Annotated in this window: 14 protein-coding genes; 8 read left to right on the top strand and 6 right to left on the bottom strand. The window is 49.1% G+C overall.

Features of this window, described 5'->3' with window-relative positions:
- Positions 1-30 precede the first annotated feature (30 nt).
- The 3 genes from porW to tsaE all read left to right on the top strand — a co-directional run bounded on the left by porW (position 31) and on the right by tsaE (position 5,779).
- Positions 31-3,549: a type IX secretion system periplasmic lipoprotein PorW/SprE gene (gene porW / locus ACU52_RS00820; RefSeq protein ID WP_053397387.1), complete on the top strand. Its 3,519-nt coding sequence runs from the start codon at positions 31-33 to the stop codon at positions 3,547-3,549.
- A 103-nt stretch (positions 3,550-3,652) separates the two neighbouring features.
- Positions 3,653-5,287, top strand: coding sequence for a T9SS response regulator signal transducer PorX (porX, locus tag ACU52_RS00815; protein ID WP_053397386.1), 1,635 nt, complete (start codon positions 3,653-3,655; stop codon positions 5,285-5,287).
- A gap of 78 nt (positions 5,288-5,365) precedes the next feature.
- A complete protein-coding gene (gene tsaE, locus ACU52_RS00810; protein ID WP_021855123.1) occupies positions 5,366-5,779 on the top strand; it encodes a tRNA (adenosine(37)-N6)-threonylcarbamoyltransferase complex ATPase subunit type 1 TsaE in 414 nt (137 codons plus the stop codon).
- Between the two features lie 112 nt (positions 5,780-5,891).
- Here tsaE and ACU52_RS00805 read toward each other — a convergent pair whose 3' ends face one another.
- Positions 5,892-6,485: a hypothetical protein gene (locus ACU52_RS00805; RefSeq protein ID WP_053397385.1), complete on the bottom strand. Its 594-nt coding sequence runs from the start codon at positions 6,483-6,485 to the stop codon at positions 5,892-5,894.
- Between the two features lie 15 nt (positions 6,486-6,500).
- Entirely contained in the window at positions 6,501-6,980 is a 480-nt protein-coding gene (locus tag ACU52_RS00800) for an RNA polymerase sigma factor (RefSeq protein ID WP_021855125.1), read from the bottom strand.
- A 278-nt stretch (positions 6,981-7,258) separates the two neighbouring features.
- Between ACU52_RS00800 and ACU52_RS00795 the strand changes: the two genes are divergently transcribed.
- The 4 genes from ACU52_RS00795 (at position 7,259) to ACU52_RS00780 (ending at position 12,507) form a co-directional block, all read left to right on the top strand.
- Entirely contained in the window at positions 7,259-7,891 is a 633-nt protein-coding gene (locus tag ACU52_RS00795; protein WP_147630724.1) for a hypothetical protein, read from the top strand.
- Between the two features lie 2 nt (positions 7,892-7,893).
- Entirely contained in the window at positions 7,894-8,949 is a 1,056-nt protein-coding gene (locus ACU52_RS00790; protein ID WP_053397383.1) for a helix-turn-helix domain-containing protein, read from the top strand.
- Between the two features lie 157 nt (positions 8,950-9,106).
- Complete coding sequence (locus ACU52_RS00785; RefSeq protein ID WP_147630723.1) at positions 9,107-11,491, top strand: Ig-like domain-containing protein; 2,385 nt, start codon at positions 9,107-9,109, stop codon at positions 11,489-11,491.
- Positions 11,492-11,949: 458 nt separating this feature from the next.
- Positions 11,950-12,507, top strand: a complete 558-nt coding sequence (locus tag ACU52_RS00780) for a DUF4251 domain-containing protein (RefSeq protein ID WP_053397381.1) — start codon at positions 11,950-11,952, stop codon at positions 12,505-12,507.
- 26 nt (positions 12,508-12,533) lie between these two features.
- On the opposite strand, the gene ACU52_RS00775 is transcribed toward ACU52_RS00780, so the two are convergent.
- From ACU52_RS00775 to dnaE, 4 genes are all read right to left on the bottom strand, one after another.
- On the bottom strand, positions 12,534-13,310 hold the full coding sequence (locus tag ACU52_RS00775) for a class I SAM-dependent methyltransferase (RefSeq protein ID WP_053397380.1): 777 nt from the start codon (positions 13,308-13,310) through the stop codon (positions 12,534-12,536).
- 975 nt (positions 13,311-14,285) lie between these two features.
- Positions 14,286-15,950: a sigma-70 family RNA polymerase sigma factor gene (locus ACU52_RS00765; RefSeq protein WP_053397378.1), complete on the bottom strand. Its 1,665-nt coding sequence runs from the start codon at positions 15,948-15,950 to the stop codon at positions 14,286-14,288.
- A 220-nt stretch (positions 15,951-16,170) separates the two neighbouring features.
- On the bottom strand, positions 16,171-16,482 hold the full coding sequence (trxA, locus tag ACU52_RS00760) for a thioredoxin (protein ID WP_021855129.1): 312 nt from the start codon (positions 16,480-16,482) through the stop codon (positions 16,171-16,173).
- A gap of 134 nt (positions 16,483-16,616) precedes the next feature.
- On the bottom strand, positions 16,617-20,324 hold the full coding sequence (dnaE, locus tag ACU52_RS00755) for a DNA polymerase III subunit alpha (RefSeq protein ID WP_021855130.1): 3,708 nt from the start codon (positions 20,322-20,324) through the stop codon (positions 16,617-16,619).
- A 96-nt stretch (positions 20,325-20,420) separates the two neighbouring features.
- Here dnaE and ACU52_RS14920 point away from each other — a divergent pair, with 96 nt between their 5' ends.
- The gene (locus ACU52_RS14920; protein ID WP_156316876.1) at positions 20,421-20,588 is read left to right on the top strand and encodes a hypothetical protein; all 168 of its coding nucleotides are present in this window, start codon (positions 20,421-20,423) and stop codon (positions 20,586-20,588) included.
- Positions 20,589-20,702: the final 114 nt, after the last annotated feature.

Raw genomic sequence — 20,702 nt, 5'->3', positions numbered from 1 at the left:
ACATGGCATGCTCACTTGTGCCGCCACGTTATGAAGACAATTAAGACAAGACATATAATTCCCTTAGCCGCCTTGATAGCTCTGCTCATTACGGCCGGATGCTCTACGGAGAAGAACACTGCGCAGAGCCGCTGGTGGCATTCGTTCAACGCGCGCTACAACACCTACTACAACGGCACGCTGGCATATATCGACGGCTCGCTCGAGAAAGAGAACGGCAACAAGGACAACTTCACCGAGATGATACCGCTCTACACCGTCGGCAACAAGGACAGCCGCGAGCTGGGCAAGAGCAACTTCGACCGTGCTATAGAAAAAAGCCAGAAGGCAATAAAGCTGCACAGCATAAAGAAGAGGCCTCAATGGACCAAAAGCCGCAAGAAGACGGAGAAAGACATCGAGTGGCTTAACCGCAAGGAGTATAACCCCTTCTTGTGGAAGGCGTGGATGCTGATGGGACGCTCTCAGTTTATGAAAGGCTCGTTCGACGAGGCTGCGTCTACATTTGCCTACATGAGCCGCCTCTACTCTACCCAGCCCGCCATCTACGGCCGAGCAAGGGCATGGCTCGCAAAATGCTATATCGAGGAAGGCTGGATTTATGATGCCGAAGACGTGATAACAAAAATCAAGCGCGACTCGCTCCACTGGCGCGCCGTGAAGGAATGGGACTACACCTATGCCGACTATTATATACACACCGGACGGTATGCCGAGGCAATACCCTACCTGCGCAAGGTGATAAAGCACGAGATGAGGCGCAAGCAGCGCGCCCGTCAGTGGTATCTGATGGGACAGCTCGAGGCTGAGCTTGGGCACAAGGAAAACGCCTACAAGGCTTTTAAGCGCGTGATAAGGCTCAACCCGCCTTACGAGCTTGAGTTCAACGCCCGCATCGCAATGAGCGAGGTTATGGCCGGCACACAGTCGAAAAAGATGATAAGGCGCCTGAAGCGCATGGCGGCATCAGACAACAACAAAGACTATCTCGATCAGGTTTATTATGCCATCGGCAACATATACATGCTGCAGAAAGACACCGCCAACGCCATTGCCGCCTACGAGAAGGGCAACACCAAGTCGACACGCAACGGCATTGAGAAAGGCGTGCTGCTCCTTACTCTCGGCGACATTTACTGGGACAAGGAGGACTACAGCAACGCAGGCAGATGCTATGGCGAGGCAATAGGACTGCTCGACAAGGAGCGCGACGACTACGAACAGCTGTCGGAACGCTCTAAGGTGCTGGACGAACTAGTGCCATACACCGACGCCGTACACCTGCAAGACTCGCTCCAGGCTCTGGCAAAGATGCCTGAGAAAGAAAGAAACGAGGCCATCGACCGCGTGATAGAGGCTCTAAAGAAGAAAGAGAAGGAAGAACGCGACGCACAGGCTGAGCTTGACGCGCAGCAGCAGATGGCGCAGCAGGGCGGAATGGGCAACATGAACAACACCAACAACATGACCAACAACGCCACAGACAAGTCGGGCAAATGGTACTTCTATAACCCGACGGCCGTCAGCCAAGGTAAGGCTACGTTCCAGAAGATGTGGGGACGACGTGAGAATGTGGACGACTGGCAGCGTGTCAACAAGACTGTCGTGTCGCTCGACAACAATCCTGCCGAAATGACCGACGAGATGAGAGACTCCATCGCGGCGGCAGAGGCTGCTGCCGACTCGCTCGAAAACGTGATGGACAGCGCACAGAACAATCCGCACAAACGTGAATATTATCTCAAACAGATACCGTTCACGGAGGAGCAGGTGGCCGAAAGCAACAAGATCATTGAAGACGGACTATTCCATGCCGGCATAATATTCAAGGACAAGCTCGACAATCTGACGCTGAGCGAGAAGACCCTGCGGCGTCTTACAGACAGTTATCCCGACTTTGAGAACATGGACGAGGCTTTCTATCACCTCTACCTGCTCTACTCGCGACGGCAGGACAAGACGCAGGCAAACATATTCCTCGACAAGCTGAAGCGGAGCTACCCCAAGAGCCAGTGGACCATTCTGCTGTCTGACCCCTATTTTGAAGAGAACGCCAAGTTCGGCGAACATATAGAAGACTCGCTCTATGCTGCCACATACAACGCCTTCAAGGCAGGCAAATACGAGGAGGTGAGCACCAACACGTCGCTGTCGGCAAAACGATTCCCGTTAGGAGCCAACCGCGATAAGTTTATATTCATCGGCGGACTGAGCAAGCTCAACAGCGGCGACAGCAACGGCTGCCTCACAGACATGCAGGAGGTGGTTAGCAAGTATCCGCAGAGCGACGTAAGCCCCATGGCCGGAATGATTATCAACGGAGTGAAGGCCGGACGACAGCTTCGTGGCGGAAAGTTCGACATCGGCGACGTGTGGGAGCACCGCTCGGTGGTGCTGAGCGACAGCGACTCCATCGCCGCGCGTAAGTTTATAGCCGAACGCAACACCGACTTCACGTTCATGATGGTCTATTCACCCGACTCGCTCAACGAGAACAAGCTGCTCTTCGAGCTTGCGCGCTTCAACTTCTCTAACTTCATCGTGCGCAACTTCGATATCGTCATCGACGAACTCAACGGCATGCACCGCATGATGGTGAGCGGATTCAGAAACTACGACGAGGCTCTGCAGTATGCACGCCAGCTCTACAAGAACCAGCAGGTGATGAAGCTTGCACAGAAAGGGCGCGCCATAATCATCAGCGACAGCAACATCGAACTGCTCGGAACACAATACAGCTACAACGACTACGACAAGTTCTACGAGCAGCACTTCGTTCCGCTGCGCATAAGCACCGTCAGACTGCTCACGGAGCCTTCTACCATAGAGTTTGAAAAGCCGGACAACGGCGAGGGCGGCGAGACCGACGGACTGTATAACGGCGGCGTAATAGAAGAAGGTCTATACATCAACGATGATCAGCCTGCAACAGGAGAAGCCGACAGCGGAATATCCATACCTGTTGAACCTGAGAACACGCCTGCAACAGGCTCTCAGGACGACAACACGATAGCTATACCTGTTGAGGAAGAAAAAGCCGGCGGCAACGCTGACGACGGCGGCATAGTGATACCAGACATGCAGCAGAACAATGCCACAAACAACGGCAATGCGCAGCAGGGCACTACTCAGACCGACAACAACAGCTTCATGATTGAGCCTGAGCCGCAGACTGATCAGCCAGCTACGCAAGACTCACAGGGATTTGAAATAAGCACAGATGTCTACGACACGAATGCCAACGGCAACGCTGCCGGAAGCCAGACACAGCAAGGCAACGCACAGACAGACGTTATGACAGACGCCGTTGAGCCGCAAAAGCAGCCCGAACAGCCGCAACAGACTAAGCAGCCTGTGCCTGCCGTTCCGCAGAAAGAGGAGCCGGCAGCCAACGATACCGACGAGCTGATATTCGACTTTGGCGACGACACCGGCACCGGAAACAGCAATGCTAACAGCAGCACTAACAACAATAACGGCAACGACAGCAACAACAAGCAGAACGGATACGACCTTGAGGACGAATATTACGACCTCGACGGCTTCTGATGCAATACCCGAACTGCCGCAACACTGCTGCGACATCTGTCATGAAAAGGACACTGCGAACGTCTGCCTGACAAGGGCAGCATAACAAAAAGAAAGGAGTAACATGAGCAACGGATTATTACTTTGGGTTGACGACGAGATAGAACTGCTACGCGCGCATATCATTTTTCTCGAGAAGAAAGGTTACGAAGTGGTTACAGTCACCAACGGCACCGACGCCATAGACCAGTGCCGGCAGAAGACCTTCGACCTTATTCTGCTCGACGAGATGATGCCCGGCCTGAGCGGACTGGAGACCCTGCAGAGTATCAAAGAAATATCGCCCGCCACGCCGGTGGTTATGGTAACCAAGAGCGAGGAGGAAAACATCATGGACCAGGCCATAGGCTCAAAGATTGCCGACTATCTGATAAAGCCAGTCAACCCGAGCCAGATACTCCTTACGCTCAAAAAGAACATTCACCGCAAGGAGATTGTAACCGAAATAACGCAGAGCGGCTATCAGCAAAGCTTCCAGGACATAGCCCTGCAGATAAGCGACTGCAAGACATACAACGACTGGATGAACGTCTATAAGCGCCTTGTCCATTGGGAACTGGAGCTCAGCAGCACCGACAGCAGCATGACCGAAATGCTCAACATGCAGAAGGAAGAGGCCAACAACGGCTTCGCAAAATATATAAAAGCCAACTATATGAACTGGGTGGCGCCACAACAGGCAGGCGCATCTTCAGCAAGCCGCGGCACGCTAAGGCTAAGCCAGATGAGGCAGGCGACAAAGAACACTCTGGCCGACAACGAAGACAGACCGCTGATGAGCATGGACATATTCAAGAAAAAGATATTCCCCATGCTCGACAACGGCGAGAAGGTGTTCATGATTGTCATCGACAACTTCCGCCTCGACCAGTGGCGCATGCTCTCGCAGGAGATAGGCGATATGTTCGACATCGACGAACAGACCTACATGAGCATTCTGCCAACCGCGACACAATATGCCCGCAACGCGATATTCAGCGGACTGATGCCCGTGCAGATAGCGCAGATGTTTCCCGAGCTGTGGGTTGACGAAGACGAGGAAGAAGGCAAGAACCTCAACGAAGAGCCGCTGATAAGAACACAGATAGAAAGATTCCGCCGCCGCGACACGTTCTCTTACCATAAGATTAACGACTCGGCAGGCGCCGACAAATTCCTACAGAAGTTCAACCAGCTTGAGGCAAACGACCTCAACGTGGTGGTAATCAACTTCATCGACATGCTGAGCCACGCCCGCACAGAGTCGAAGATGGTGCGCGAGCTTGCCAACGACGAGTCGGCCTACCGCAGCATAACGCTAAGCTGGTTTCGCCATTCGGTATTGGCAGATCTGTTTAAGTTGCTGTCGCAGAGCAACTACACCGTCGTGATAACCACCGACCACGGCAGCATAAGGGCATCGAAGCCGGTGAAAATCATAGGCGACCGCAACACAAACACCAACCTGAGATACAAGTTGGGCAAGAATCTCAACTATAACGCAAAGGAAGTGTTCGTGATAAAGGAGCCGCACAAGGCACAGCTGCCCGCCCCCAACCTTAGCACATCATACGTGTTTGCCACGGGCAACTCGTTCTTTGCCTACCCGAACAACTACAACTACTACGTGTCTTACTATAAAGACACGTTCCAGCATGGCGGCATCTCCCTCGAAGAGATGATTGTGCCGCTGATAACCCTGAAGGCGCGCAAGCGCTAAACCGGACAGCCGGACAGGAAGACAAGCAAGGGAACAAGGTGAAAAGACAATATAACGAAACGTAAAAACACCAACAATATGGAGATAAGAATTGAAAACATTGAAAACATCAAGCATGCGGCAAAACAGTTTGTCGACAACATGGGACGCAGCAACGTTTTTGCCTTCTACGGCAAGATGGGCGCCGGCAAGACAACATTCATCAAGGCCGTATGCGAGTGTATGGGGGTTGAAGACGTCATAACGTCGCCCACCTTCGCCATCGTCAACGAATACACGTCAGAGACAACCGGCGACACAATCTATCACTTCGACTTCTACCGAATAAAGAAAATTGAAGAGGTGTATGACATGGGATATGAAGAATACTTCTACAACAACAGCATCTGCTTCATAGAATGGCCCGAACTGATAGAAGACCTGCTGCCCGAAAACGCCACAAAGGTAACTATCGAGGAACAGGAAGACGGCAGCCGCGTGGTTAAGTTCTGAAAAGACAACCAGAATAAAGCATTTCGCAACATAACGAAATCCGGTGAAAGGCAAACATCATTAATGCCTTTCACCGGATTCTGTTATATTATCAACCACACAAAAATATTTTCTATAAATCCTTCATCTCCTTAATCTGCCGTATCACGATGTCGTTAGCCTGCTGCATCTTGCGGAGCATCATCAGTCCGAGGATTAGTCCTACGACAAAACCTACACACAGACCTACAATCATGCTCCGCGGACTGCCGCCCCTTGCTGTCTCAAAACTAATCATCTCATAGCCGTACCATGCAGCCCATGCCAAACCAAGCGGAAAGTTAATCATCAGCAGACGCACACGCTGACGCTTCATCCTGACCAGCTTTTCGCCTGTTTTCAGCAAGTCGCCCTCAAGCAGTTCGCTCTCCTTTATCCTGTTGATATAAGCAGAGGACACCAGGCACCAGCTAAACAGCACAACGCTCACCACAAAGAACAGCAGCGACAAGCCAAACAGTTCCATGAAAGTATACATAGCTGCAATGCACACTATCACCATAACAACATCCAAAACCACCATACGCCTTACCAGCGACATGCGGTCGTTCATTGCCCGCCTCATCAGGCGCTCGTTAAGCATGGTCTGCCCTTCTATCTTGTTTTTCAGGATGGCCATCTGCGCCTTCATTTCCTCAAGTCCGTTGTTGTCTATAATATTCTCCATAACAGAATCCTTTCTTTAATCGTTTGACATTTTTTTGAGCAACTCTCTTATCCTTACGAGCTTAACCGAAACATTCTTTGCCGATATACCCATCACCGCCCCAATCTCGTCGTAGCTCAGGTTTTCGAGCCAAAGCAGCACCAGAGCCTTGTCGAAAGGTCCGAGGCGGTTGATTCTTTTATACAGCAACTGCACCTGACGCGTGTCGGCATCGTTGTCTTCAAACAGGTTGATGCTCATCGACAGCGGCACGGTCTTGTGCCTTTTCTTCTTACGGTCGACCGAAATACACGTGTTAAGGCTCACGCGATAGATCCATGTCCTTATGTCGCTCTTGCCCTCAAAGGCCGCAAAACCTTTCCATAGGTTAATGAGCACCTCCTGAAACAGGTCGCTCACCTCGTCGGCATCTTTCGAGAACATATAGCACACTGTGTATATCGTGCTGCGGTTTTCCCGCACAATCTGCGCAAATTGTTTCTCCGTTGTTTCCATTATCTTATCCGAATAATTAAGTTACTTTTAACCGTTAGACGCAGCTACGGCCAAAAAACTACACAAAACTAACATTTTATTCGAATTTATACGCAGAAAATAAAGAAACTATACTGCGAAACTTATACACTCCTCAAAACAACCATCAAGACATTGTCACAAGAATATGCTTAAAATATAAACATTCTGCGAACTTTGAACAAATAAAATTAAATCTGCGTTGCCCGAATATAAAAAAATCAGTAAATTTGTAACAAACTATCAAAAGCACAAAAAATATGATAAGCACAAAAAGGTTAATAGCCATACTTACGATAATATTTTTAATGCTGACATATACATGCAATATCTCAGGACATCCAAATTTCTATTCAAGATACATAAAGATGCCCTCGGACAAATTACTTCAGATAGGAAACGGATATATCAGCAAAAGCGACAAAGCCGACAGCGCCCTGGTATGCTTCTCCATTGTTGCCAACCGCTATTCAGACAACATGGACAGACATGACAAGGAAATGACAATGAACGGATATATAGGACGCTGGTATGTCTATTTCTTTAAATTCTTCAACTACGAAAAGTCATACGAGAGTCTTCTAAAAGCCAAACACATCGCAGAAGATATAAACTGCGGTCTTGCACATATCGACCTGAACTTCGGCTGCATGTTCCAGACTTTAGCCGAGCAGTGTAAGGACAAGCCGCTTAAAGAAAAGGCTCTGAACTATTATAAAAAAGCATTCTATGAGAGTCTGAAAGAAAACGACAACAATTCATTAAACATGGCTTTCAGCAACATGGTGTTTGTGTCTTTCAACCTCAACAAGCTGCACACTATACGCAACATGCAAAAACACTACGCAGCAAAAAAACAAACGGAAATGACTTTATACGCACATATAATATAAATATGTATAAAGGTCTGAACTATCTTAATTCAAAGGAATATGACAAAGCTCTCAACATATTTGAAAAACAAAAACAATCAACAAGCCACACCGCAGAAAACATGCGATATGTCTACATTGCACATATAAACATTGCCCGTACTCTTGCGGCAACAAACAAATACGAACAGGCTATCTGCGAGCTGAAGGATGCAGGCAACATAGCCTTTAAATACGACATGAAAGACGCCATTCTTGACATTTACAACCTTCAGGCCCAATATTATTTAAGAAGTGGCAATACAAAATTGTCAGACATCTACCGTAACAAGTATTACCAGCTTAAAGACACACTGCTCAACTATAATCAAGTGGCAAAGGTGAGCCAGATGCAATTTCTCGACCAGATAAACGAAATGGACAAACGTATGGCGGAAATCATACAAAAACACAAACAGGAAGAACTGCTTACACGCATCGGTTTTATCGTAACAACCATCATCATGGTTCTCGCAATAATGCTTTATATAAAGAACAAAAATCTTAAACGCAGCAATGAACATCTTTACAACAACACACTTGAGAGCCTGCAGCGAGAAGAAATAGAAAGGAACATGCGCATAAATTATGAAAAAATGCTGGAGGAAAAAGAAAATAACGAGAATAACGCCGCCGATGCAAAATCACGCTACAAAACAAGCGGACTGAGCGAGGAAGACAAAGGAATACTCCTGAACAAGATCATCAATATCATGCAGACGTCTGAAGAAATCTACTCTCCCGACTTTAAAGCCGACCGTCTCGTTGAACTTGTCGGCAGCAACAACAGATATGTATCGCAGGTAATCAACGAAAAATTAAACTGCAACTTCACCACCCTGCTTGGCGAATACCGGGTAAAGGAAATATGCAAACGCATGAATAAAGTTGACGAGTATGGCAATCTTACAATCAACGCCATTGCCTCCAGCGTTGGTTTTAGGTCTCATTCTGGTTTCTTTTCCATGTTCAAGAGGGTTACCGGACTTTCTCCCGCTCAGTATCAGAAACTTGCACGCGAAAATTATCACAAGAAATAACAGCGCCTTACGGGCTTTTTTATCCCAATTTATAAATCAGGACTTTATCAGGTCCTGATTTTTTTTGCTTTTGACCGTTATCACATATATTTGCAGCAGTTCGAGTACACACGTGAGTACAAATTTAAACTATGTCTAACATCAAAGCAATAAACACATGAAAAAACTTTCCATCTTTGCAGTCATAGCCACATTGATTTTCTGCGGCATGACAAAAGCCATGGCACAAGAGTCTAATATGGCAACAAAGACACTATCTTCAAGACAGACAATGAAAGTAAGACAAAACACCAGCATGGCCAAGTCAGCAACAAGAAACCTGCTAAAGGCCAACACTGTCGGATTAACCGATCCATATTGGGCCACAGCCATGTCTTTTTATAATCCCAAATATGGATATTTCTCATATACAGACCTGTCAGAAACCGACTATAGTATTGAAGTGACTATTGACGGAGACAAAGTTACATTCTATAATATTGTTGACAACAGCAATTACGCAAGTTCCGGATGGCAAGGATGCAACCCTGTAACAGGAACATATGATGCAGAAAAACGTACCATAACCATTGAAACTCCACCTATAAACGAACAAAACACACGTGAAGACTACACCGTACTCGGTGACCTGTACAGCGGAAGCGAAGCCGTATACGCCGTTCTTGTTGCCGGCGATTTCTCTACTGTGCCAGATGACAAAGGCGATTATCAGCTGTACCAGGAAAAGAAACTCGTCTTCGACGTATCTGAAGACGGAACAGAACTAATACCAAGAACTGGTTTCGGATCTTATGCACTGTTTGCAGAAGACAACTCTCACGCCGGTTTTCTCAACTTCTATAAATCTGCCATAATAACAAAGATGACCAACGAGCCCCAACTCGAAGTAAGCCCAGAGACATTAGACCTGTCTGAAAAGAATCTGTTTACAGGCATACCTTATACACAGGAAATCAAACTGAAAAATAAAGGTCTATCCAACACAAAATACACAATATCCACAAGCACCGACGAACTTTCAGTTGAGGGAAGAGAAGAAGTGCCCGGAGGCAACATCTCACTGCTTCCAATAACTCTTACAGCTAAGAACAGCGGCCCATTCAGCGGAACTGTCACATTCACTGACGAAAACGGAAAATCTACAACTTTAACCGTAAAGGCTAATATCAACGAAGTTTGCGACTACTCAAGCGTCATAAAGAATGGTGACATCAAGATATATCCCTACGAAGAGTCAACATCATCGATGATTGTCACAAGCGACATAACCGGTTTCCCCGTACTAGCCTCTACCAATGTCGGCGATGATAGCCAGAGTGGCGTAAATATCAGCATCACTGTACCAGAAGGCAATGTTGCCACATTCTCTTGGAAAGGTATGGCCACTGGCCTGTATCCTAACCAGGCAATGATATATCTCAACGGCGATCCTGTGAACAAATCATTGGACGGCTCTGAGAAATCCAACGAACACGATCTCTCTGACAAGATTATCCTGAAAAGCGGCACATATGACATGACATTCATATACAGCATCATACTAGACTGGTATACAATGGGGGTTGCCGAAACAAAGCTCCAGGCTTATTTCTACGACTTCGACCTTACACTCTATCCTGTACAGGAAAACGGAACTGATGTTTCAACGCATGAAGTAAATTTTGCCAAATCTTATTTTGACAACATTGAAAAAACAGACACAGCTGAGATTAAACTATACAACCTCGGCAGCAAGAATCTGGAAATAAATTCAGTTACAGGCGACGGATGCTTCTCTTATGTAGGCGACGTCAAGACAATAGAGCCATATCAATACGGAATTGTAAAACTGACCTTTACACGTAAAGACATAGGCGAACACAGCGGTGACGTTGTGCTTCACACAAGCGCCGGCGATGTAACAATCCACTGCAATGCCACTACAGAAAAGATAATTTACGACTATTCACCGATAGTTGAAAAAGGCGATTTCTCGTTTGATACCAGCATTGAGCATCCTTGGACCCTCGACGGCAGCAAAGCATGCAGTTCTACATCAGGACTAACAAGCGACAGCACTATCGACTCATGGCTCGAAGTAAGCTTCATCGTACCTGAAGGCAAAACCGGCACACTGACATGGAGCGGACGCAACAGCTCTACACCTTTTGGAGCATTCCTTGACGAAATTCTGTTCTCAGACGGAACAGTGATATATTCAGACGGAACTGAGATAACCAAATTTGCCGGCACATCATCTGCTGGTTCTGATGAGCTCGAAGCTCCTATGACATTCTCTGCCGGATTACACAGAGTATGCTTCCTTTACACCAAATCGTCACGCGAGCCTGAAGGTGAAGATCGCTACGTACTTTACAACCTGGCACTCGACCTCAGCGATGCTTCAGACATAAGCACCATGACAGGCACCAAGATGATAACAAACAGAGAGTATTATTCTGTCACAGGCGAAAAGCTGTCTGCACCAGTAAAAGGCATCAACATTATAAAGAATACTTATGATGACGGAACTACATCCACAAGCAAAATCATCATAAAATAACCATGAGTAACGGACAACACATAAAAACGCTGCCCTTATTGGAAGAAAAAATTAATAAATTTTAGTTAGCGTAAGAATCAGAGGCTGCACCTATACATTCAAAGGAGCAGCCTCTTTTTATCATGAGTAATTTACACGTGCTTTTCCCATTGGCAGTAATCATAGTTTTGTCCAAACCGTCGCTATTCTGCCATTTTAATGAAAAAGATACCGGAAAACACCAATAAAATGCAAATGGACGACTTAGAACATGAATACGACTTACTGAATAAGTTCAAACGACGTATCAATGACAGATTACTCTTTACATGAGTTTACAAGAACAGGAAGCCATCTGCGACATCTGATTTTAAAATAAATTATCGTCATTATTAGTTATTTTTCACCTGCCGCAATGCACGTTTTCGTGGTTTTACGGGTTATTATAATAAAAGACAAACTAAAAAAACTTATACGTCATGAGAACAATAATAACATTCATAATGTTCGTGGCAGCAGCGTATGCAGCCATGGCACAAAACGGGACACAGGACAGGAAGCTCAGCAAGAAGGAGAGAAAACTGATGGAGGCACGCATAGACAGTGCCCTGAACGCCGAAGCCGTGCAGGCTATAAACGACACAGCGTTTACGATAGAGGCCGACAAGGTGGAGTTTAAGCGCGGATATACGGCACACGTAACCGCAAGCACCAACTTTGTGGCAGTCAGTGGCAGCAATGCCATCGTGCAGGTGGCGTTCAACGTGCCGGTGTCGGGCTTCAACGGCCTTGGCGGAATAACGCTCGAGGGCATCGTTACGGGCTATAAGATAAGCTCCGACAAGAAGGGCAACACCTACGTAAGGCTGAATGTATCGGGCAAAGGCATATCGGCGCAGCTGTTCATTTCGCTATGGAAGGATGCCAACAAGGCTACCGTCAGCATACAGCCCAACTTCAACTCTAACAAGCTGACGCTGAGCGGAATGTTGTGGAAGCCTGAGCGGAGCAATATCTTTAAGGGCACCACGTTCTGAACCAGCCCCTAACGCAGGCAGCGGTGTCAGCTGCGGCGCAGCACATAGAAGCACGACGAGGAAAGAAAGTTTCTGACATACGGCAGCATGCGCAGCGGCGAGGGCAGCACCAGCGGCCTGAGGCCAAACTTGGTTTCATAATGAGGATTTATCATCCACAGCCGCATGTCGGCCACGACATACCCCGCCCGCACCGCAATACGGCCGAAAGCCTCTACCGTGCAGCGCGTCTGCCTTATTGACATCAGCTCGCCTACGGTGAAGTCGTCTTCGCCAAAGAGCCTGAGCACGTGTCCATAAACGGCACGAGGCAGGAGATGGACAAACGGCATGCGCGACAACAACCGGCTGCGGGCTATCTGCTGATGGCCGCCAAAAGGCATCTGCCACGGCGGAAAGGCTACGAACACCGCACCATGCGGAGCCAGCATGCAGCTGAGCTTTGACAGCAGTGCGGCCTTGTCGGGCACATGCTCCACCACGTCGTGCATTATGATAAGGTCGAAGCTGCGGCCACGGCAGTCGTAGTCAAGTATATCGCAGCACACCAGCTCAGCCGCGGCCCCTTCTTCCCTGAAGTAAGTCTGCGCCTGTCTGATTCTCAGTTCCGACATATCCACACCCGTAACACGGCACGCCCTGCGCGCAAACGGCAACAGATTGCCTCCCTCGCCGCATCCCACCTCAAGCACTCTAACCCCACTCGTAGCTATAAAACGGCTGAGATATGGTATAAAATATTTTTCTGTCGTTGCCGCCTCTTCCATGAAGTAGCGGCGCCTGTCCAAATGTCTTGCCTGCATATTTTCTGTCTTTTTGTTCTAATCATAATGAGTGCTGCCGGCAGAAAATACTGCACGCATTTCCCGATTTTATAAAGACAAACGGCTATCCGGCCGAATCATAATAACAAGTTTGGATTTAAAAGCACTGCAAAAGACGGCCTTTCGCAATGCCAAAGGGCACCTTTCAGGCTCCAATATGCGGCAAACGACAATGCGAAAGGTATGCTTTTACATTAAAAGAGCACACCTGAATGTACCATTCTACATCGCCCACCGCATAACGGAAAAAGTTTTTAATAAAAACTCATCACTCGTCACAATGCCGCTTAATCTCATGAATATCAAGGCTTTATGGTGTGACGAGTTGAGATTTCAACTCGTCACATGGGGATTTTTTGGGGGATTTTTTAGGAATTAAAGTAGATTCTTTTTAGGAGTTATAGTAGTTAAAGGAGTTATCGCTCACTAGGGTGAGCCAGGAGTTAAAGTCATTAGTCTTGTTGATAGTAAACGTAGGGGCGTACCCCAGGTGCGTCCACAGCCCGATTACGTGTAAACTTTATAGTCTGTAACATCATTTTGATGAATAATGCGGATTTATTGCTGTCCCAAGGATTTGTCGACGTTATAATGTAACTGACAATATAACAGATATTTATGCCTGATTATATATTGCGGAGTTTTTTTTCGATAATGCGTGAGTTGGACACACCTGGCGTGTGTCCCTACAGGGCTGTATATGATGAAAACTTGGGTATTTAAGTTAACCGATGGCAGTAATAAGTCTTATCAGAGTCAACTTTAATCAGGAAATTGCCTGTCTGAAGTCAACCGGAATAAGGACAACGACATATTCATATGGCCATATGTGACGGATGTGACGAGTTGAAAATTCAACTCGTCACACCATAAAGCATTGTTTGTCAGCGTGTTATACCGGAATGTGATGAGTGACGAGTTTTTTTTAAAACTTTTATTCAAAGCCGACAGCGCTTAGTAACTGATGCGGATACCGAAAGGCAGGGATAGCTGCAGGGGCTTGCCGGTCCACTGGGTTTCGGCCTTGCTGCCGTTAGGGATATACCACGTTATACGCGGACTGAAGAACAGTTCGAGATGCGGCGCAATCTCATAAGCCATGCCGACGCCAGCACCCACAGACCACTGTAGTCCGGTGAAGCCAAGGCTAACAGACCTGCTGAACTCTGTCTTGCCGTCGATGTTGTAAAGCTTGTCTGACTTTGCGCTGAACGGAACGTCTATAGCCATGCCGGCAGTCAGATAGGCAGACATACGGCCGCGCCTCATAAACGTGTAAGTGGCATTTACGGGCATGCCGACATAAAATATGCGCTGACGCTCGCTGATGTTTGTCGTGTCAGAACTGCCTGTAAGCATGTTGGTGGTGTGCCGTGTAACGCGCAGTCCCATGTCAAGGCTCCATCTGTCAGACAGACGCCGGTTGAAGTTGAGCCCCAGCTGCAGCGGCTTTTCATAGTTCTTGTGCGTAACAATCTTGCCGCTGTTCATAAGCGCTATGCGCAGAAGAACGTCGCGCTCTATCGGGTCAAGACTCTCGCCGACATCATAAGTGAGATAATGTACGAGCTGCTCCCAGGTTTCAATCTCCACCCTCGTGCCCGAGCCTACAGCATGTTCTATAACCTCGATTATACGCGGCATTATCACGTCCGACGCCCTTTCCATCATCGAACTGAATCCGAGCAGCCAGCCGTCATGGCTCTTTGTTGTGACATTAACACATGAAGTGTCGACAGGAGCCACATCTGCCATGACGGGCGACGGCTCAACAGCTACGGCCGATCCGCTGCCGGCAATGCGGCACAGGGCGTCAACACTTTCGGCAAGGGCATCAGCACGCAAGGTGTCGGCAGTACAAGCCAGACAAAGCCCTGCGCCAAGAGAGTCTTCAGCATGGAGACTCTGCGCGACATTTCCGTCTGCCGACGGTGCGGCATGCATATCTGCCACGGGGCCTGCACAGCTGCCACCGGCTGCGTGACGGGCTGTGCCGACAGACGCCACGTCAACTCCGGTCGTCCGTCTGAACGGCTGCCGGAGCAATAACGTCACTACTGAAACGGCCACTGCAGCCAAAAGCAGAACGAGGCGGGCTCTGTAGGCTGTTATCATCTTCTGCAAACTGACACGTGCCCTGAGCAGCTGCGAAGACGACGTGCGAGGCCTGATGCCTAGCATACGGGCTATCTCGTCGTGCGACAGGCCTTCGAGCACCGACAGGCGGAACACGTTGCGGTAGCCTTCGGGCAGCATGTCGATCATGCGCATAAGCTCATCAAACGGAATGTCGCACCCGCCTTGCCCTTCTTCAGCCTCAACAGGCACGTCTGCCACAGCTCCGGCCACAGGCCGGTTCTTTCTGTCGTTGAGATATTTCACGGCAAGATTGGCCATCACCCTGCTCATCCATGCCTCAAGGCGGGCAGGACTGCGCAGCGAGCCTATCGACGAGAATATTATGATGAAGCCGTCGTGGAGCAGGTCCCGGGCTGCGTCTTTGTCTTTAACGATATCTGCGCAAAGCCTGAACAACCTGCCGGAATAGGTCTGATACAGAAGCGCCAAGGCACCTCTGTCACCATCCTTACATCTTCTGACAAGTTCTTCTGTTTCCATATCTACGTGCCGGGCGCCGCAGGTGCCCTTTATATATGATATAAAAAGGACGAAAATACTGCATGCCGCAGTTGCTTTTTTTTCAGAAAAACACAAAATCACAAAGCGCCGCACCCAGCCCGTGCCATGCACGCAGCCATGCTATGACATACAAAAAATGCGGAGCGGCATTAATAACATTAAAGCCGCTCCGCACTAAAAAATATCTTCAGGCGTGTTATTACAGCAGAGACTCAAACTTCTCCTGCAATTTTGCCTTTGTTGTTGCACCTACAAACTTGTCTACAACCTCACCGTTCTTGATGAACAGTATTGTAGGAATGTTGCGGATGCCAAACTCCATGGCGATGTCGTCGTTCTCCTCTACGTCGCATTTACCAACAACGATCTTGCCTTCGTACTCGTTAGCCAGCTCCTCAACGATAGGTGCGATGGCACGGCAAGGACCACACCATGTAGCCCAGAAATCAACTACTAAAGGCAGTGCGCCATTCTTCAGACTCTCAAAGTTCTCTGTTGTAATTTTTTCCATCTTTCTTTTGTAATTTATTATGTTAATAATTAGGTTTTGTCTTCTACTGTTTTGCCAACAAACATTATGCCATATTTTCTCTGACAGAGCCTTTGCGGCCAATTGTCACACATCGTGGCGGGCAATTATATTTGTCAGTTTATTTTATAGTCGAGCGCCTCGCATCCTTTAATAAAGGATATCAGTTCCTTGCTGATGTCTATCTTCTCCTTGCGGCTGCGCAGCACAAAGGGCTTGCTGTTGCTCGTCTCGCGCACCTGGAAGAACAACTGCGTGGTGCCCGGCGCGTCTTTTATTATCGTAACAAGGTCGGACACGGTGGTGTCGTCCAGCTTGTCAGCCTCGAGCGATATGGTTATCTTCTCTATCTGTGTGTCCTTTACGGTCTGCAGATACTGTATGTCGGTTATTCGCATCTCCATCATGTCGCTGTTGCGGAAGCGCTGCACAAACTGTGCCTTGACCATGACCGTGCAGCCTTCGATAAGCATTCCGCGCCACTTGCCCCACTCCTCGCCGAACAGGGCCAGCTCGCCCGAGCCGTCGAAGTCTTCAATGGTGACAAAGCCGCAGGGCTTGCCGGTCTTGGTGTATTTGCTTCTAACGGCCGTGACGATGCCTCCCAGCACCACCTCCTGCTTCTTTGACAGCTCGATGCGGTCGTTGAGCTCCTGACACTGGGTGTTGCAAAGGTTCTTGAGGATAAACTCAAACTCGTCGAGCGGATGTGCCGAGAGGTATATGCCCACGAGGTCGCGCTCGCGGTTAAGCTTCTCTATGGCGCTCCACGACTCAGCCTGAGGTATGGCGGGCGTGGCTATCTCCACTTCTTCCATCGCTCCGAACAGAGACTGACGCGACTCGTTTTTCTCCTGCTGATACACCTGTCCGTAGCGCATAAGGGTTTCGAGGAACGTGCGGCCGTCAGGATTGCGCGCAAAGAAGCTCTCGCGCTTGATCTTGAAGCCGTCGAACGCTCCGCTGAGCACAAGGCTCTCGAGCGCCTTACTGTTAACGGCCGAGAGATTGACGCGCTGCACAAAGTCGAATATGTCTTTATACTGTCCGTTCTTCTCGCGCTCGTCGATGATGGCCTGAGCAGCGGCGTCGCCCATGCCCTTGATGGCTCCGAGGCCAAAGCGCACCTCGCCTTTCTTGTTGGCACTGAACTTCTGGCGACTCTCGTTAACGTCAGGGCCCATGCAGGCTATGCCCATGGCCTGACATTCGTTCATCAGCTTGGTTATCTTCGTTATGTCGTTAAGGCATCGGCTCATGTTGCCTGCCATGAATTCTGCCGGATAGTGGGCCTTGAGATAGGCCGTCTGATAGGCCACCCACGAATAGCACGTGGCGTGACTCTTGTTGAAGGCGTAAGAAGCAAACTTCTCCCAGTCGGCCCATATCTTCTCGAGCACCTTCGGGTCGTGTCCGTTTTTCTTTCCGCCCTCGATAAACTTAGGCTTCATGGCGTCTACGATGTCCTTCTTCTTCTTACCCATGGCCTTACGCAGGGCGTCGCTCTCGCCTCGGGTGAAGTTGGCAAGCTGACGCGACAGAAGCATGACCTGCTCCTGATACACCGTGATGCCGTAAGTGTCCTTCAGATATTTCTCCATGCAGGGAATATCATACTTTATCTCCTCCTTGCCGTTCTTTCGGGCAATGAACGAGGGGATGTAGTCCATAGGTCCGGGGCGATAGAGGGCGTTCATGGCTATGAGGTCCTCAAATACGGTAGGCTTAAGCTCGCGCAGATACTTCTGCATGCCGGCCGACTCAAACTGGAATGTGCCCACGGTGCGGCCTTCCTGATAGAGCTTATAGGTAAGCTCGTCGTCGATAGGTATGTTGTCGAGGTCTACCTCTATGCCTTGCGTGAAGCGTATGTTCTCTACAGCCTCCTTTAATATGGACAATGTGCTGAGTCCGAGGAAGTCCATCTTTATCAGTCCGGTCTCCTCGATGACGTGTCCGTCGTATTGTGTGGCAAGGAGCTTGTGGCCCGGGTCCGACTTGTCTTCGGCCGTGCTGACGGGCACCCAGTCGCTGATTGCGTCGCGGCAGATGATGGTTCCGCAGGCGTGTATACCCGTTCCGCGCACGGTGCCCTCAAGCATCTTTGCATATTTTATCGTATTGCTGAGCTGCGGGTCGGGACTTGCCTCAGCCTCGCGCAGCTCGGGCACGCACTTAATGGCGTTGGGCAGGTTCATCTTCAGGCCGTCGGGCAGACGGTCGGGGATGGCCTTGCACAGATGGTTAGACACGTCGAGCGGCAGCTTCTCCACGCGCGCCACGTCCTTAATGGAGTTCTTTGTGGCCATGGTGCCGTAGGTGATGATGTGCGCCACCTTGTCGTGTCCGTATTTGTCTTCCACCCATTCGAGCACCTTTCCGCGTCCGTCATCATCGAAGTCGGTATCGATATCGGGCAACGATATACGGTCGGGGTTGAGGAAACGCTCAAACAGAAGGTCGTATTTAATAGGGTCTATCTTCGTAATACCAAGACAGTAGGCAACAACCGAACCGGCGGCCGAGCCACGTCCCGGGCCAACCATCACTCCGAGCTCGTCGCGCGCCGAGTTGATGAAGTCCTGCACGATAAGGAAGTAGCCGGGGAAACCCATCGTCTTCATGATGTGCAGCTCAAACTTCACTCGCTCTGCCACCTCCTCGGGCAGCGGGTCGCCATACAGGCGCTTTGCTCCGTCGTAGGCAAGCTTGGCCAGATAGTCGGCCTCAAACTTTATGCGGTACAGCTTTTCGTAGCCGCCGAGGCGCTTTATCTTCTGTTCGCCTTCTTCGGGCGGCAGCGGATTTTCACCGTTCTCGTCGGTAGTGAACTCATCGTAGAGCTGTTTCTCTGAATATTTTCGGCGCACGTCCTCCTCCGTACCAAACTCTTCGGGTATGGGGAAGAACGGCATGATAGGTGCATGGTCTATGCTGTAGGTCTCAACCTTGTCGAGTATCTCGAGCGTGTTGCTAAGTGCCTCGGGCACATCGCTGAACACGGCGTTCATCTCCTCGCGCGTCTTAAACCACTCCTGCTTTGAATAGAGCATACGGTTAGGGTCGTCGAGGTCCTTGCCCGTAGACAGACAGAGCAAATGGTCGTGAGCCTCGGCGTTCTCCTCGTCAACGAAGTGGGCGTCGTTTGTGCATACGGTCTTTATGCCATACTCCTCCGCCAGCTCCATCAGAGCCTTGTTGGCACGCACCTGCAACGGATAAGTCTCGCGGTTGGCGCGCTGATGCGGATTGGTGACTCTGTGGCGCTGAAGCTCGAGATAATAGTCGTCGCCGAACACGCGGTGATACCACTCTATAGCCTCGCGTGCCCCCTCCATGTCGCCCTTGAGAATCTTTGCGGGCACCTCGCCGGCTATACATGCCGAACAGACGATGAGGTCTTCGTGATACTTCTCAAGATCGGCGCGGTCGGTACGCGGACGCATGTAATAGCCGTCTACCCACGCGCGCGAAACCAACTTAATAAGGTTCTTGTATCCGTTGTAGTTTTTTGCAAGCACAATGAGGTGGTATCCTCCCATGTCGCCCTTCTCTTTCTCCTTGTCGTCCTTTGTACGGCGTGCCACATACATCTCGCAGCCGAAGATGGGCTTGAAAGGCTCCTTGCCCTCGGCCTTCAGCTTGCCGTTGACTTTCTTGCAGTAGTTGTAAAACTCCTTTATGCCGAACATGTTGCCGTGGTCGGTTATGGCCATGCCCTTCATGCCGTCGGCCACAGCCTTGTCTACAAGTTTCTGCACGCTCGACTGTCCGTCAAGAATGGAGTAATAAGTATGTACGTGTAAATGGACGAAATCTTGCATAAACTACATTTGCGCTTTTAGAGCGTCAAAGTTATTCTGAAAAACTGAAACAGCCAAAATAATAATGTGAAAATTATCTTATGCATATTGTTTTTTATGTTTATACGACATGCACGCACACGCCCTGACAACCGCACGGACACACGCACGGCAGCAGCCATGAGCGTTGACGGAGATGTTACTTTGACAGGCAAACCGGCCATTATAATTGCATTGTGTCATCATGATTATGTCTTGATTTTCAGACGAAATAGAAACGCCTAAGCGTAAAAACATGCCTGAAAGACCGTAAAGCGGCAGACAATTCACCGAAAGGCATGCTCTTACACAGCGAAAGGGCACCTTTTATAAGCTGAAAAGCCTCGTCCGGCATTATGG

The sequence above is a fragment of the Xylanibacter rarus genome, from assembly GCF_001275135.1.
Taxonomy (GTDB): Bacteria; Bacteroidota; Bacteroidia; order Bacteroidales; family Bacteroidaceae; genus Prevotella; species Prevotella rara.
The sequence above is the reverse complement of the archived record's forward strand: the minus strand, read 5'-3'. Positions and strand labels throughout refer to the sequence as shown.

Coding starts and splice junctions, on each gene's coding strand:
- ACU52_RS00765 (WP_053397378.1), bottom strand. CDS start 15,950: ATGGAAACAGAAGAACTTGTCAGAAGATGTAAGGATGGTGACAGAGGT.
- ACU52_RS00800 (WP_021855125.1), bottom strand. CDS start 6,980: ATGGAAACAACGGAGAAACAATTTGCGCAGATTGTGCGGGAAAACCGC.
- trxA (WP_021855129.1), bottom strand. CDS start 16,482: ATGGAAAAAATTACAACAGAGAACTTTGAGAGTCTGAAGAATGGCGCA.
- ACU52_RS00790 (WP_053397383.1), top strand. CDS start 7,894: ATGTATAAAGGTCTGAACTATCTTAATTCAAAGGAATATGACAAAGCT.
- ACU52_RS00795 (WP_147630724.1), top strand. CDS start 7,259: ATGATAAGCACAAAAAGGTTAATAGCCATACTTACGATAATATTTTTA.
- dnaE (WP_021855130.1), bottom strand. CDS start 20,324: ATGCAAGATTTCGTCCATTTACACGTACATACTTATTACTCCATTCTT.
- ACU52_RS00785 (WP_147630723.1), top strand. CDS start 9,107: ATGAAAAAACTTTCCATCTTTGCAGTCATAGCCACATTGATTTTCTGC.
- porW (WP_053397387.1), top strand. CDS start 31: ATGAAGACAATTAAGACAAGACATATAATTCCCTTAGCCGCCTTGATA.
- porX (WP_053397386.1), top strand. CDS start 3,653: ATGAGCAACGGATTATTACTTTGGGTTGACGACGAGATAGAACTGCTA.
- ACU52_RS00775 (WP_053397380.1), bottom strand. CDS start 13,310: ATGCAGGCAAGACATTTGGACAGGCGCCGCTACTTCATGGAAGAGGCG.
- ACU52_RS14920 (WP_156316876.1), top strand. CDS start 20,421: ATGTTTATACGACATGCACGCACACGCCCTGACAACCGCACGGACACA.
- tsaE (WP_021855123.1), top strand. CDS start 5,366: ATGGAGATAAGAATTGAAAACATTGAAAACATCAAGCATGCGGCAAAA.
- ACU52_RS00780 (WP_053397381.1), top strand. CDS start 11,950: ATGAGAACAATAATAACATTCATAATGTTCGTGGCAGCAGCGTATGCA.
- ACU52_RS00805 (WP_053397385.1), bottom strand. CDS start 6,485: ATGGAGAATATTATAGACAACAACGGACTTGAGGAAATGAAGGCGCAG.